This window comes from Leclercia sp. AS011 (assembly GCF_037152535.1).
GTDB lineage: Bacteria > Pseudomonadota > Gammaproteobacteria > Enterobacterales > Enterobacteriaceae > Enterobacter.
Genome location: NZ_JBBCMA010000001.1, coordinates 2,091,673 through 2,104,999, shown reverse-complemented (window position 1 = coordinate 2,104,999; position 13,327 = coordinate 2,091,673). Strand labels below are relative to the sequence as shown.

Sequence of the window (13,327 nt, the reverse complement as noted above, 5' to 3'; positions counted from 1 at the left end):
GTGGCTGTTTATACAGTATTTCAGGTTCATCATGGCTTTAACCGCCGCGCTGAAAGCGCAAATAGCCGCCTGGTATAAGGCGCTACAACAGCAGATCCCCGACTTTATCCCCCGCGCACCGCAACGGCAGATGATTGCCGATGTGGCAAAAACGCTGGCCGGGGATGACGGGCGACATCTGGCGATTGAAGCCCCGACCGGGGTCGGTAAAACCCTCTCCTACCTGATCCCCGGCATCGCTATCGCCCGGGAAGAACAAAAGACGCTGGTGGTCAGTACCGCCAACGTGGCCCTGCAGGATCAGATCTACAGCAAAGACCTGCCCCTGCTGCGTAAGATTATCCCCGAGCTGCGCTTTACCGCCGCCTTCGGGCGCGGGCGCTATGTCTGCCCGCGCAATCTGGCGGCCCTCGCCAGCAGCGAACCGACCCAGCAGGATCTGCTGGCGTTTCTCGATGACGAGCTGACCCCCAACAACAAAGCCGAGCAGGAGCAGTGCGCCAGGCTGAAGACCGATCTCGACGGTTACAAGTGGGACGGCCTGCGGGATCACACCGATCAGGCCATCAGCGACGACCTGTGGCGCAGGCTCAGCACCGACAAAGCCAGCTGCCTGAACCGCAACTGCCACTACTACCGGGAATGCCCGTTCTTCGTTGCCCGCCGTGAGATTCAGGAGGCCGAGGTGGTGGTCGCCAACCACGCGCTGGTGATGGCGGCGATGGAGAGCGAATCGGTCCTGCCGGATCCGAAACACCTGCTGCTGGTGCTGGATGAAGGCCATCACCTGCCGGACGTCGCCCGGGACGCGCTGGAGATGAGCGCCGAGATCACCGCCCCCTGGTTCCGTTTGCAGCTCGATCTGTTCTGCAAGCTGGTCGCCACCTGCATGGATCAGTTCCGCCCGAAAACTATCCCGCCGCTGGCGGTGCCGGAGCGCCTCAGCGAGCACTGCGAAACGATTTATAGCCATATCGCCTCGCTGAACAACATCCTCAATCTCTACCTTCCGCCAGGCCAGGAGGCCGAGCACCGCTTTGAGATGGGCGAGCTGCCGGATGAGATCATGTCCCTTTGCCGCGAGCTGGCCCAGCTGATCGAAAAGCTGCGCGGGCTGGCGGAGCTGTTTTTAAACGATCTCAGTGAAAAAACCGGCACCCACGACGTGGCGCGCGTCCACCGGGTGCTGCTGCAGATGAACCGCGCCCTGGGCATGTTCGAAGGGCAGAGCAAGCTGTGGCGGCTGGCATCGATGGCCCAGGCCTCCGGCGCGCCGGTCACTAAGTGGGCGACGCGAGAGGTGAGGGAGGGGCAGGTGCATCTCTTCTTCCACTGCGCGGGCATTCGCGTCAGCGACCAGCTGGAAAAGCTGCTCTGGCGCAGCGTCCCCCATGTGGTGGTCACCTCCGCCACCCTGCGCTCGCTCAACAGCTTCTCCCGCTTGCAGGAGATGAGCGGCCTGAAGGAAAAAGCGGGGGATCGCTTTGTGGCCCTCGACTCGCCGTTCAACCACTGCGATCAGGGCAAGCTGGTGATCCCGCGTATGCAGCATGAGCCGCTGATCGATAACGAAGAGAATCATCTGGCCGAGATGGCGGCCTACTTCCGCGAACAGCTTGAAAGCAAAAAGTACCCCGGCATGCTGGTGCTGTTCGCCAGCGCCCGGGCGATGAATCTGTTTTTAACCTTCGTCACCGATCTGCGCCTGCTCCTGCTGGTGCAGGGAGATCAGCCCCGCTACCGGCTGGTGGAGCTGCACCGCAAACGTATCGACAGCGGCGAGCGCAGCGTGCTGGTGGGGCTCCAGTCCTTCGCCGAAGGGCTGGATCTGAAGGGCGATTACCTGACCCAGGTGCACATCCACAAGATTGCCTTCCCACCTATCGACAGCCCGGTGGTGCTCACCGAGGGTGAGTGGTTGAAAAGCCTCAACCGCTTCCCGTTTGAGGTGCAGAGCCTGCCGGCGGCGTCTTTCAACCTGATCCAGCAGGTGGGGCGTCTGATCCGTAGCCACAGCTGCTGGGGCGAGGTGGTGATCTATGATAAACGCCTGCTGACCAAAAACTACGGCAAGCGTCTGCTGAACGCCCTGCCGGTGTTTCCCATCGAGCAGCCCGAAGTGCCCGAGGTAAAAAAACGCCCGGCTAAACCTGCCGCCGGGCGTAAAAAAAGCATCCATGCTAAGAGGCGCGGTCCTACTGGTAAGTGAAGGTAAACTGCACCTGGCTTGAAAACTCACCGGCGCTCACCGGGGTGTGCGAGGCGTAATAGCGCGCCGCCATCGGGAAATCGGCGGTGTGGGTGACCGGGTCGATCACCGCGTTAAAGCGTGATTCGGGTGCCAGAATAATGGCGTCGGTGCGGTCGGCCAGCTCCAGCGCCAGCCCTTTAGCCGTGCCGGTGTTGGCGAACTTGAACGGGTGAAGCGTGTCGCGCTGCCCCTCCAGGTTGATGGTCGCCAGGGTCAGGCTCTGCGGGCAGTTCGAGATCGTAATATCGAAATTCTTCCACACGCCCGTATCCCCCACGGCCTTAAAGTCACTGGCTACCGCCTGGCCGAGATCGACCACCTTATTCTGGCTGGTGCTGTCCACCTGGCAGGCGGTGTCGTAAATATTGCCTTTAATGCTGAGGATCACGTCGGTGGCTGCGGCGGGCAGGCTGGCCAGCAGCAGGATCAGGGCTGTATATTTCATCGGGCTCTCACTGGTACTCAATGTCGATAGTGGCGATGGTGTTGGCTCGCCCGGCGGTGGCCTGAGCGCCCGTCTGGTAATACTGCACCTCGAAGGGCAGGTCGAACGGCTGGTTGGGCACCGTCTGGTCGCCAAAGGGGATCGGGTAGTCGTAGCGCAACGCCACCCCGCCGATCTTCATTCTCACGCCCACGCCGGTGGCGCTGTCGCTGCCCGGGGTGAGATTCAGCACATCGTTACCGTCGCTAATGGAGGTGGCCCCATTCGCGCTGGTGATCCGCGCGGTCATGATCACCGAGTCGGTGCAGGTTGCGGTCAGGTTGAAGGTTTTCCAGTCGCTGGCGCTGCCGACATGGGTGAAGAGGCTTACCGGGAAATCCCCCAGGGTAACGACCAGACTTTGCGGATCCACCGAGCAGGTGGTGGCCTTCAGCGCCAGACGGCCGCCGTAGCGCACGGCGTTCAGCTGGCCGAGCTGTTCATCCGGGTAGATCCCCAGCGACCAGATGCCGTTGTGCACTGAGGTTGACGTCTGCTCTCCGGTGGTATTTGCGGTTTTGATCAGCTCCATCGTCAGCGACAGGTTGAAGCTGCCGGAGCCGTCACTGCTGACGTACCCCAGCGGCGTGCTGCGGCTGTCACAGTGGGCGGCGCGGCCCCGCACCGGCTGGCCAGCGCTGTTCAGCAGCGCAATGCCCACGCCCTCGATACCGCTGCGGTACACCCCCGGCATCCCCGGAATCTCTTCCCCTGCGCCCAGATGGCAGGCGGTGATCGGCTTGCCGCCGTCGGCGGCATCACAGTGGCCTGTTACCCTGTGCGAGCGGGCGGAGCCCGGGATAGCATTGCCGACCCCAAGCGTAGCGGGCACCGTCAGCGTACCCGGGGTGGCGGTCCAGGGCAGATCCGCGGTAGAACAGGCCGCTTTCGCCCGGGGCATAAACAGAAACAGGGCGGCAAACAGGGCCAGGACACAGCCGTAACGGAAGGGTTTCATCTTTTCCTCGACGCCATCAGGCGCACTGGGCGGTGACGCTAATCACCGGGTCAGCGGAGCGGGACGGCAGTTGATAGTGGGCGGAGCAGTGCGCGTCTGCGCCTTTGCCCCAGCTGACGTTGATGCGCCCGCGGGGGGGCATCCCGGTCAGGTAGACCTGGCCGCCGTCGCCAACGATAAATTCGCCGCTGTCGTTGGCCGGAGCCGCCGTGGCACCAAAGGGCACCGGACGACCGTCGGCCCGGGTAAGGGTCAGCAGCACCCGGCTGCCGACGCGGGTATCAAAGCGGGTACGCACAATCGCCCCCCGGGTGGGGGTGATGACTTTAGCCGCCTGGCCGACGTCGGCCCCGGCGGGCAGGCTCTCGGTATCCAGCGCCACGGTGTTGTGATGGTACGGGGTGACGTAAGGCACGATGGCATAGCCGCGAAAATCGGTTTTGACCCCGGTCTGGTTGTCGATCCCGGTGCCGCTGGCCCCGGGAGCTTCCACCAGCGCGACGGTATCCCCCATCGGCTGACCGAGGGTGACGCCGTGGGCGTGAACAATCATGCTCCCCTGCACGCCGAGGTTAAGCTGGCGCTGCTGGTTGTCCTGGGAATAGCCTGCCGTCATCTCGCCGTAGGTGGCTTTGTAATCGCTGTTCAGGTTAGTGCTGTAGCCGGAAGCCTGGCTGTGGCCCTGCTGCACCCCCCAGCTGAGGTTATTGCCCGCCAGCGCGGTGCCGTTAAGGCCAACGCTCTGGCTGGTGTCATGCTTGCTGTTGTTGAAGGTGTAGTTGACCCAGGTGTTGCTCATCCAGCGATCCAGCGGAACGGAGACGTTAAAGCCGAAGGTCTGCTCGTTATCCCGCTGGTCATCGTCGTCCTCATCCTGCACATTTTTGCTCAGACCATAGTTGATACCGTAGCTGATGCCGTGCCAGCTGCCGTTATAGCCGACGCTCAGGGAGGTCATGCTCTGGTCGCTGTGCCAGTAATTCTCTTTTACCAGGCTTAAGGTCATCGAGCCCAGGGAGCCGCCCAGGGATTGATCGACGGTCGCCTCCTGGCGGGTGCGTCGCCGGTCGGCGGGCGTCCAGTCTTCGTCGTGGGTGTGGGAGTCAAACACATCGGCCATGGTGGCAAACCCGGCGCTGTTGTAGCGATACCCGGCCACCGTAAAGTGGGTGCCGGTGGTGGCGAAATCTTTGCTGTAGCGCACCCGCCAGGCGCGGCCCCGGGTGGTTTTTTGCCCCTGCATTTGCGATTTTGCCTCGGTCATGTCCACCGAAAACGCCCCCCAGTCACCGATGTTTTTTCCGGTGCCGAGCGCCAGCGCATCGTAATACTGGCTGGTCTGCATCCCGCCGTAGGCGGTGATATCGTACGGCAGGCCGTAGATCCCGGTGCCCTGCAGGAACGGGGTCTTCTCCACGCTGTGGTCATAGCTGCGGTAGCGCCCGCCGGTCAGGCTGTATTTGAACCGGCCTTCACGCTGCAATACCGGCACCGAGGCGTAAGGCACCACGAAGTGCTGCTCGCTGCCGTCGGTCTCTTTGACGGTGACGTTCAGATCGCCGCTGCCGCCGGTGGGGTAGAGATCGTTGATCTCGAACGCGCCGGGGGCGACATAGTTCTGATAGATCACGTAGCCGTTCTGGCGGACCACCACCTGGGCGTTGCTGTGCGCCACGCCGCGAATGCGCGGGGCGAAGCCCTTCAGGCTGTCGGGCAGCATGTCATCGTCCGAGGCGATCTGCGCCCCGGTGAACGACAGGCTGTCAAACACGTCTGAGGGGGTGGAGCTCTGCCCGAGGGTGACGACGCTGCCGAGCGACAGGATATTGCGCTGGGCATAGCTGTAGACCGAAGAAAACTGGTGCTGGGTGGTGCGATCGTCCCGGGTCTGGCTCCAGGTGGAGTAGTTGCGCAGACGCCAGGCCCCGAGGTTCAGCCCCGGGCGCAGGTTCAGGTACTCATTGCGCTGGTGGCCTCCGTCATCCCCCCGGCTGCGGCTATCCCCGGCAGAGTAGCTGTAGTTCAGCAGGAAGGCGTTGATCCCGTTGTCCATCTCTTCCGGTGCCACGTACCCCTGGGGCACCGGGGTGATGGCCGCCTGGGGGATGCTCAACAGCAGCTGCTGCTGGCCGGGACGGAAGGTGGCGCTGGCGGCAGGTAACCCAGAGAGATCGACACAGGCGTCATCCTTTGTGACGCTGAATTTATCGCTCTGGATACCCAGGCTCTTGAGGGTTTCCACCGAGAGGCAGGGTTGCAGGGTGGCCGGGCCGTTGGCCGTCTGGTGCAGGTCAAAGGCGATCTTTTTGTTGGCGACCTTGTTGTTATTCACATACACATCCACCTGATAACTCCCCGGCGCAATGCCCGGGCCTTTCTCATACAGGGAGAGGTCGGTTTTGCCCTGGCCGGGGGTGTCGATATCCAGCAGCGCCGGGTTGAAATAATCCTCCGCCAGCACCTGCTGCACGCCCACGCCCAGCAGCGCGCAGCCCAGCGCAATCAGCAGGGCGCGCGCGGGGCGGCGGGGCGCTTTGGTGGAGTAGTCCCAGGGCATGGCGTGGGGGTTATTGCAGCGGCGCAGACCAGGCGTGGCTCACCGCGCCATAGTCGTTGATGATTTTCCAGGAGACCCGGCTCCCGGTGATGCCCCCCGGCACGGCAAAGTGCGCGTCGCTGTCGGGGGCCACCCAGGTGACATTATCGACTTTTTTGCCGCCGACGCTGATGGCCTGGAAGTTCATATAAAACGGCGTCGGGTTGCTTACCACCAGGCTATTGCCCTGTTTATGCCAGCGTAATTTATCTGCGACCTCGTCCGGCTTGCCGCGCAGCCCGCTCGGGCGGTAGATCAGTTTGATCCGCGTTTTAATGGCAATTTGCAGGGTGTTGCTGCTCTCTTCCCGGGAGGTGGAGGGAATGGATTTGATATTCAGCCAGTAGAGCGACTCACGATCGGACGGCAGATTGCCCCCGGTGCGCACCACGCGCAGGATGTTGTCCTGTTTGCCGTCGAGGCGAAACAGCGGTGGGGTGATAAGAAACGGTGCCTTATCCCGCGCATTGTCGGCGCTCTCTACCCAGGACTGCACCAGGTAATCGAGACGGTCCGGGTTGGAAATCCCTAACGACGCTTCTTTTTTATCTCCCTGATAAATTAAACGGGTCCCCTCGATAATCACCCCGGCGTGCGCGGCGGTGGTCATAACGAACAGGAAAGCGATGAAAACAGATTTACGCATGGCGGGACTCTGAATAAAGCAGGCGACGCCTGGCCCCGGCGGGCCAGACGTCGCAGGATTAGTTGTACATCACGGTAAAGGTGGAGACCGCATTAGCCGGACCGGCGGTGATAGTGCTGCCGGTCTGGATGTAGCGCGCGCCAAATACCAGATCGTTGGTGGTGGTGCCGGACTGCAAGGTATAGCTGGTGGAGGCGCTATACAGGCTCAGCGGGTTTTCGGTCTTATCCAGCAGCTGAATACCGACGCCGGTCGCCGCGCCGGTACCCGGCGTAACGGCCAGCACGTTGGTATTGGTGCCGTCAGCGGAGCCACCAAAGGTGATCGCCGCGCTGGTGATGGTTTCCGGGCAATCTTTCAGCTGGATATCAAAACGGGTGGTGGAGGTGGTGGAGCCTGAACCGGTGAAGGCCGTCTGCGAGACTTTGCCGAGAGAGACATCCAGCGGGCTGCTGACGCCATTCACCACCTGGCAGGCGGAGTCGATGATTTCGCCGGTGAAATTAACTTGCCCCTCGCCGCTGTTCGCAGCCCAGGCAGAAACAGAACAACATAACGCAGTGGCAATAAAGGTGCCGGAGACGATTTTACGCATAATAATTCCTGAGTGAATTCCGGTGGTAATAACATCCGTTGTGATTAACTTTTTGATAAAAGCGGGGCGACTTTTTATCGGGAGGTAATTTACGAAATTAATTGATGGCGGATAACTATTGACCGGACTAATAGTAATCTCATTAGCAGTTGAATTTATATTTTTACTGGTATTACAGATAGATAGCGTTGTTTTCGCCCGGCGGCGATAAGAGAAATGTCTGTCCGATGGCACCTTATCAAGGCTATAGTGTTAACAAGGTGTCACAAGGAGATTGAACGTGGATTATCGCAAAATTATCAAAGAGGTCGGACGGGGGAAAAACCACGCCCGCGACCTGGATCAGGAGACCGCCCGGGCGCTCTATACCGCGATGCTGAACGGTGATGTGCCGGAGCTGGAGCTGGGCGGCATTCTGATTGCCCTGCGCATCAAGGGCGAAGGCGAAGCCGAAATGCGCGGCTTCTATGAGGCGATGCAGGCGCAAACCCTGCGCCTGACGCCGCCGGTGGCGAAGCCGATGCCGGTGGTGATCCCAAGCTATAACGGCGCGCGCAAGCAGGCCAACCTCACGCCGCTGCTGGCTATTCTGCTGCAAAAGCTGGGGTTCCCGGTGGTGGTGCATGGCGTGAGCGAAGATCCCACCCGCGTGCTGACGGAAACCATTTTCACCCTGCTGGGCATTGAGCCGACCCGCCATGGCGGCCAGGCCCAGGCGAAGCTCGACGGCCATCATCCGGTCTATATTCCCATCAGCACCCTGTGTCCGCCGCTGGAAAAACAGCTGGCGATGCGCTGGCGCATGGGGGTGCGTAACAGCGCCCACACTCTGGCCAAGCTGGCGACGCCCTTTGAAGAAGATGCGGCCCTGCGGCTCTCCAGCGTCTCGCATCCGGAATACGTAGCCCGCGTGGCGACGTTCTTTGCCGATATCGGTGGCCGGGGACTGTTGATGCACGGCACCGAAGGGGAGGTCTACGCCAACCCGCAGCGCTGTCCGCAGCAAACCCTGATCGATCCCACGGCGGGCACCCGGGTGATACTGGAGCGCGGGGAAGAGAACAGCGACGTCTCCCTGCCGCAGGCCAAAGATCCGGAAACCACCGCCCGCTGGATCGAGAGCTGCCTGGCCGGGCGCGAAGCTGTGCCGCACTCTCTGAAGCTACAGATGGCCTGCTGCCTGCTGGCGACCGGACAGGTCGAGACGGTCGAGGCCGGGCTGGCGCGGGTTAACCAGAGTTTTTAGATAAAAAAAGCCCGTCCAGCGATGGACGGGCCAAACAAATAACAACAGGGTCAATGAGGGTTGGAGCATCTCGCCAGCGAACTGGCGAGCAGAGCAGAGATAAGGGTCAGGTTATTTGTAGATAACCGCGGTGCCGCTCAGTTTGTTGTTGGTGTTAGCGGAGGTAATGGTATAACCGGTCGCGCCAGCCGCTTCAGCTTTCGCCGCCAGGCGAGCTTCCAGACCGTCCAGCGTGGTTGCGCCTTCTGCACTCACCACACCGATTTTGTTCATGCTGTTTGCCTGCGCAGCGGTCACAGATTCCGCAGCGATAGCACCGAAGGAGAGGGTAGTCAGGGCAACAGCGGCAACAGCATATTTGATGGTTTTCATGGTTCGTATCTCGCAGGTTATTCTGTTAAGGGGACGTTGTTCCGTCGATGTGATAAGTATCACGCTTTTTTGCGAGAGATAAAATCGAAGAGAATTGACGTCGTCATTCGAAAAATTTGAATGACAAATAAGTTATTGAATATTAATAAATTCAGTGAATGAATTTACCTTTCTTGCCGTTGCGCTTTACAGAGGGAAGAGTGAGGGCACGTTTTGCCAAACCTGTGGCGAAAAATCGTGCGCAAAGACGTAACCGCTTGCGCGGTGAGGTGGCCGTCAGGCCAGTCATCGCAACTGGCTGTCTTTAGATCCCCTGCGATTATATCCTGCATGGGATGCATTATGTGAATCTTTCTCCTGCTGGCAGGCGATGCACAGCCGCACGCCGGGCACCGCTTTGCGCCGCGCCTCGGGGATCGGCTCCCCGCACTCTTCGCAGTTTTTCAGGCTTTCGCCCTGCGGGATCTCGCCCCGCGCCCGCGCCACCGCATCTTCAATGGTACTGTTGATCTGTTCATTAACGGCGTCATCATTCGCCCAACCGGAAGCCATAGACCCCTCCTGACAGGATATTGCGCTGTACAGTAACTATGGGGTCAAAAAACGCACAATCAAGGCGCAGGGCTAGATTTCAGACCATTCACGCAGCAGGTTATGGTAGAGGTTGAGCAGGGAGAGCACTTCATCGCTCTCACCAGAACGGGCGCGCAGGGCCTGGATATTGCGGTCCAGCTCGAACAGCATCCCGCGCTTTTTATCATCGCGGATCATCGACTGGATCCACATAAAGGAGGCGACCCGCACCCCTGCGGTCACCGGCGTCACGCAGTGCAGGCTGCTGGAAGGGTAGAGCACCAGATCCCCCGCCGGGAGCTTGACGCTGTGCTGGCCGTAGGTGTCGTTCACGACCAGCTCGCCGCCCTCGTAGCTGTCGGGATCGCTTAAGAAGAGGGTGGCGGAGAGATCGGTCCGCATCCAGCCGCTCTGCGGGTGACTGCGCACCGCCCCGTCAACGTGAAAGCCGTAGGTCTCCTGCTGCTGATAGCGGTTAAACAGCGGGCTGGAGATCTGGCGCGGCAGGGCGGCGGCAAAAAACAGCGCGTGCTGATTCACCGCCTGCAACACTGCCGCCTGCAGGGAGGCGTACAGCGGGCTTTGAGTGTCGACCTGCTGGTTGTTTTTCACCTGCGCGCCCTGGTTACCCACGGTGGCACGGCCGTCGATCCACGGGGCCTGATCCAGCTGGGCGCGGAACTGCGCCACCTCATCGGCGTTCAGCACGCCCGGAATGTGATACATCATAAAAGTTTCTCCGGAAGGTGGGGCCGAAGCCCCACGCGGGATCAGAAGTGCATGTTCGCCGTTAACATAAAGGTGCGTGGCTCGCCCGGATGGTAGCGGTAGCCACTCTTGTTGATGGAGGCGACATAGTCCTCATCAAACAGGTTGTAGACGTTGAGCTGCATATCCAGGTTGCGGTTAACGCGATACCCCAGTTTGGCATCGGCCACCCAGTAGCTTTCGGTGAACGACGGGGTCCCGACCGCGCCGTCAGCGCCGCGGTGCATACTGCCGATATAGCGCGCGCCTGCGCCAACGGAGATCGCATCCGTGGCCTGGTACTGGCTCCACAGGGTGAAGGCATGTTCCGGGGTATAAGGCAGGGAAGAACTGCCATCCTGGGCCACGTCGCTGCCGGTGCGCACGCTGGCGCGCTGCTGGGTATAGCCGCCGATCACCTGCCAGGCCGGGGTGATGTTGCCCGCTGCCGACAGCTCATAGCCTTCGATACGTTTTTTACCGTACTGGGAGTAAGTGCCGTCATCGTTCTGCTCGACTTCGTTTTCGATGTCGGTGCGGAAGATCGCCGCGGTCAGGAGCAGGCGTTTATCCAGCACTTCCCACTTGGTCCCCAGCTCGCTGGTTTTGGCCTTCTGCGGTTTAAAGTCCGTGCGGTTGGCGCTGCTGCCGGTACCGCCCTGGGCCAGGGCAAAGTTATTGCCCCCCGGCGGCTGCTGGGAGATGGCGTAGTTGACGTAGACGTTGCCGTGCTCGGTCAGGTGATAGAGCGCCCCGGCTTTCCAGTTGACCAGGTTGCCCGAGGTGGCGGTATCCACGGTGGTGACCGGGGAGCCTTTCGGCTTGCCGGCCGGGCAGGCCACTGCGCCGCGACCCGTGCCGCCGCAGACGCTGGCGCTGTCATATTCCGTGTGATAGGTATCGAGACGGATCCCGCCGTTCAGCTCGATATCCCGGGTGACCTGTAGCGTATCGAAGGCGTACAGACCGAAGGTATCAGTCTGGCCGTTGGCATTGGCACCGCTGCGGTTCAGGCCGCCCAGGCTGACGCTACTGCTCGGGTGATAGATATTCACTGGCGGCGGAGTGATGGCATCCACGCCGTAGTTGGTCTGGGTTTCGCGGGTGAACTCCACCCCGGTGCTGATATCGTGCCCGACGCTGCCGGTATAGAACTTCGTCGTCAGGTTGGTCTGGTTGGTCAGGATCTTGTTGCTGACATCTTTGGTGTTGGCGAGACGCGACCAGGTCCAGGTGTCGACGTTATTGCGATCGGGCTGGGTGATGTTGCTGGCCCCGCCCATCACGGCGGTCATCAGATAATCCTGCTTCACCCGCGACCAGCGCGTGGTGTTACGCAGGGTGGTGTTGTCGTTGAAGTCGTGCTCAACGCGCATCGTGGCGGTGTCGGAGGTGGAGTCGTCGTAATCGGAATCGGTACCGTAGAAGTTGCTGGTGTCCACCTTGCCGGAGTGATTCAGCGCCGCGGTGCCCGCCGATGGCGCTGAGTAGCCCGGCAGCCCGATGGTCGGAATACCGCCGTCCGGGGTGTTGTGCTGGGTCACGTGCAGGTAGTTCAGATACAGACGGTTTTCTGTCCCCAGGCCAAAGGCGAGGGAAGGGGCCACGCCGTAGCGTTCGTTCTTGACGTTATCCCGCCCTGCGTCGTGGGTCTTTTCCCCCATCAGGTTCAGACGAAACGCCGCGGTGTCGCCCATCACCTGGTTAATGTCGAGGGTGCCGCGACGCATGTACGCGCTGCCGAGGCTGGCGGAGGCATCAATGCCCGAGTCCAGGCGCGGCTGTTTGCTGATCATATTGATCGAGCCGCTGGGGGCGCTACGTCCGTAGTCGCTGCCGGATGGCCCTTTAATCACTTCCACCTGTTCGGTATTGAAGGTGTCGCGCGTGGTGGTGCTGATGTCGCGGATCCCGTCAACGTAAATGCTGTTCGAGGTGTCCACGCCGCGCATATACACCGCATCCCCGGTGGTGGAGTTGCCGTTTTCCCCGGCAAAGAAAGCCCCCACGCCCGGGACGTTTTTCAGGGCGTCGGTCAGGTTGGTGGTGCCCTGATCCTTCAGCACCTGCTCGGAGATGACGGTCATGGTGCGGGTGGCATCCGCCACCGGACGGCTGAACTTCGCGTCAGCAGACTTCTGCGGCGCATAGAGCGACGGCTGGGCCGCTTCCACCACCAGGGTGTCGTCAGCGTGTTTATCATTATTGTCTGCCGCGATAGCCGTTGCTACCGGTGAGAGACCAATACACAGCCCGGCAAAAAAGGTCAGCGAGCTGAAGCTGTTTGGAACGTTGCGATTTTTATCCATATTGTTTAGCGACTTATAATTTTTAGAATCGTGTTTCCATTACGATGTCAGGCAGGTCTGTGCCTGTTCCTGTGCCACGTGAATATCCGTAATGAACCTACAAATGATAATAATTGTGATAAACATTATCATTTGGCGTGACGTTTTATCACTCTCGCCAACAAAATGAAATACGTAAATTTACATTGTCTGCTAAAAATCTTCACAAAGTGAATTTTGGATAAAAAATGAACTGCACCCCAGAGGATGCAGTGTGGCGTGCAGAGCGGGGAACTACTTGTAGATGGTGGCCGTACCAAACATATTGTCGTCGCCGCTGGCAGAGTTAACAACATAGCCTTTGGCACCTTGTTCACGTGCTTTTTCAGCCAGTTTATCCTGCAGGTCGTCGAGGTTTCTTGCGCCGGAAACCTGCACGGTTCCCGCTGGCCTCAGTTGACTGGTATCGCCGTTGCTGAGTGATTCAATCGACCATGCAGCAAACGACGCACCTGCCAGTGAAGCGGCAGCAAGCATTACCAGGTATTTTTTCATAATCACTTCCTCTGAT

General features: G+C 60.3%; 12 protein-coding genes. 2 read left to right on the top strand and 10 right to left on the bottom strand.

The window, feature by feature from the left end:
• The first annotated feature begins 31 nt into the window (after positions 1–31).
• Positions 32–2,209: an ATP-dependent DNA helicase DinG gene (gene dinG, locus WFO70_RS09985; RefSeq protein ID WP_337015927.1), complete on the top strand. Its 2,178-nt coding sequence runs from the start codon at positions 32–34 to the stop codon at positions 2,207–2,209.
• On the opposite strand, the gene WFO70_RS09980 is transcribed toward dinG, so the two are convergent.
• The 5 genes from WFO70_RS09980 to WFO70_RS09960 are packed head-to-tail and all read right to left on the bottom strand — an operon-like array spanning position 2,196 to position 7,530.
• Positions 2,196–2,696, bottom strand: coding sequence for a fimbrial protein (locus tag WFO70_RS09980; RefSeq protein WP_337015925.1), 501 nt, complete (start codon positions 2,694–2,696; stop codon positions 2,196–2,198). The genes dinG and WFO70_RS09980 overlap by 14 nt on opposite strands.
• Before the next feature lie 7 nt (positions 2,697–2,703).
• Positions 2,704–3,693 (bottom strand): fimbrial protein, encoded by a 990-nt coding sequence (locus WFO70_RS09975; RefSeq protein WP_337015924.1) that lies wholly within the window; start codon positions 3,691–3,693, stop codon positions 2,704–2,706.
• A gap of 16 nt (positions 3,694–3,709) precedes the next feature.
• Positions 3,710–6,250 (bottom strand): fimbria/pilus outer membrane usher protein, encoded by a 2,541-nt coding sequence (locus WFO70_RS09970; RefSeq protein WP_337015923.1) that lies wholly within the window; start codon positions 6,248–6,250, stop codon positions 3,710–3,712.
• Positions 6,251–6,260: 10 nt separating this feature from the next.
• Entirely contained in the window at positions 6,261–6,935 is a 675-nt protein-coding gene (locus tag WFO70_RS09965; protein WP_337015922.1) for a fimbrial biogenesis chaperone, read from the bottom strand.
• A gap of 58 nt (positions 6,936–6,993) precedes the next feature.
• A complete protein-coding gene (locus tag WFO70_RS09960) occupies positions 6,994–7,530 on the bottom strand; it encodes a fimbrial protein (RefSeq protein ID WP_337015921.1) in 537 nt (178 codons plus the stop codon).
• Between the two features lie 280 nt (positions 7,531–7,810).
• Here WFO70_RS09960 and ybiB point away from each other — a divergent pair, with 280 nt between their 5' ends.
• The gene (gene ybiB / locus WFO70_RS09955; protein ID WP_337015920.1) at positions 7,811–8,776 is read left to right on the top strand and encodes a DNA-binding protein YbiB; all 966 of its coding nucleotides are present in this window, start codon (positions 7,811–7,813) and stop codon (positions 8,774–8,776) included.
• A gap of 111 nt (positions 8,777–8,887) precedes the next feature.
• Here the strand turns inward: ybiB and ybiJ are convergent, their stop codons facing one another.
• From ybiJ to mcbA, 5 genes are all read right to left on the bottom strand, one after another.
• Positions 8,888–9,148: a DUF1471 family protein YbiJ gene (gene ybiJ, locus WFO70_RS09950; RefSeq protein WP_337015919.1), complete on the bottom strand. Its 261-nt coding sequence runs from the start codon at positions 9,146–9,148 to the stop codon at positions 8,888–8,890.
• 285 nt (positions 9,149–9,433) lie between these two features.
• Positions 9,434–9,700 carry a DksA/TraR family C4-type zinc finger protein gene (locus WFO70_RS09945; RefSeq protein ID WP_337015918.1) on the bottom strand — a complete coding sequence of 89 codons (267 nt, stop codon included), beginning with the start codon at positions 9,698–9,700 and terminating at the stop codon, positions 9,434–9,436.
• Positions 9,701–9,772: 72 nt separating this feature from the next.
• On the bottom strand, positions 9,773–10,450 hold the full coding sequence (gene ybiX / locus WFO70_RS09940) for a PKHD-type hydroxylase YbiX (protein WP_337015917.1): 678 nt from the start codon (positions 10,448–10,450) through the stop codon (positions 9,773–9,775).
• A 41-nt stretch (positions 10,451–10,491) separates the two neighbouring features.
• Positions 10,492–12,777 (bottom strand): catecholate siderophore receptor Fiu, encoded by a 2,286-nt coding sequence (locus tag WFO70_RS09935; protein ID WP_337015916.1) that lies wholly within the window; start codon positions 12,775–12,777, stop codon positions 10,492–10,494.
• A 273-nt stretch (positions 12,778–13,050) separates the two neighbouring features.
• Positions 13,051–13,311, bottom strand: coding sequence for a DUF1471 family periplasmic protein McbA (mcbA, locus tag WFO70_RS09930; protein ID WP_337015915.1), 261 nt, complete (start codon positions 13,309–13,311; stop codon positions 13,051–13,053).
• Positions 13,312–13,327 lie beyond the last annotated feature (16 nt).

What these genes read in the sequence shown, in the direction of transcription:
- dinG (WP_337015927.1), top strand. Translation starts at nt 32, where the DNA reads ATGGCTTTAACCGCCGCGCTGAAAGCGCAAATAGCCGCCTGGTATAAG.
- WFO70_RS09980 (WP_337015925.1), bottom strand. Translation starts at nt 2,696, where the DNA reads ATGAAATATACAGCCCTGATCCTGCTGCTGGCCAGCCTGCCCGCCGCA.
- WFO70_RS09975 (WP_337015924.1), bottom strand. Translation starts at nt 3,693, where the DNA reads ATGAAACCCTTCCGTTACGGCTGTGTCCTGGCCCTGTTTGCCGCCCTG.
- WFO70_RS09970 (WP_337015923.1), bottom strand. Translation starts at nt 6,250, where the DNA reads ATGCCCTGGGACTACTCCACCAAAGCGCCCCGCCGCCCCGCGCGCGCC.
- WFO70_RS09965 (WP_337015922.1), bottom strand. Translation starts at nt 6,935, where the DNA reads ATGCGTAAATCTGTTTTCATCGCTTTCCTGTTCGTTATGACCACCGCC.
- WFO70_RS09960 (WP_337015921.1), bottom strand. Translation starts at nt 7,530, where the DNA reads ATGCGTAAAATCGTCTCCGGCACCTTTATTGCCACTGCGTTATGTTGT.
- ybiJ (WP_337015919.1), bottom strand. Translation starts at nt 9,148, where the DNA reads ATGAAAACCATCAAATATGCTGTTGCCGCTGTTGCCCTGACTACCCTC.
- WFO70_RS09945 (WP_337015918.1), bottom strand. Translation starts at nt 9,700, where the DNA reads ATGGCTTCCGGTTGGGCGAATGATGACGCCGTTAATGAACAGATCAAC.
- ybiX (WP_337015917.1), bottom strand. Translation starts at nt 10,450, where the DNA reads ATGATGTATCACATTCCGGGCGTGCTGAACGCCGATGAGGTGGCGCAG.
- WFO70_RS09935 (WP_337015916.1), bottom strand. Translation starts at nt 12,777, where the DNA reads ATGGATAAAAATCGCAACGTTCCAAACAGCTTCAGCTCGCTGACCTTT.
- mcbA (WP_337015915.1), bottom strand. Translation starts at nt 13,311, where the DNA reads ATGAAAAAATACCTGGTAATGCTTGCTGCCGCTTCACTGGCAGGTGCG.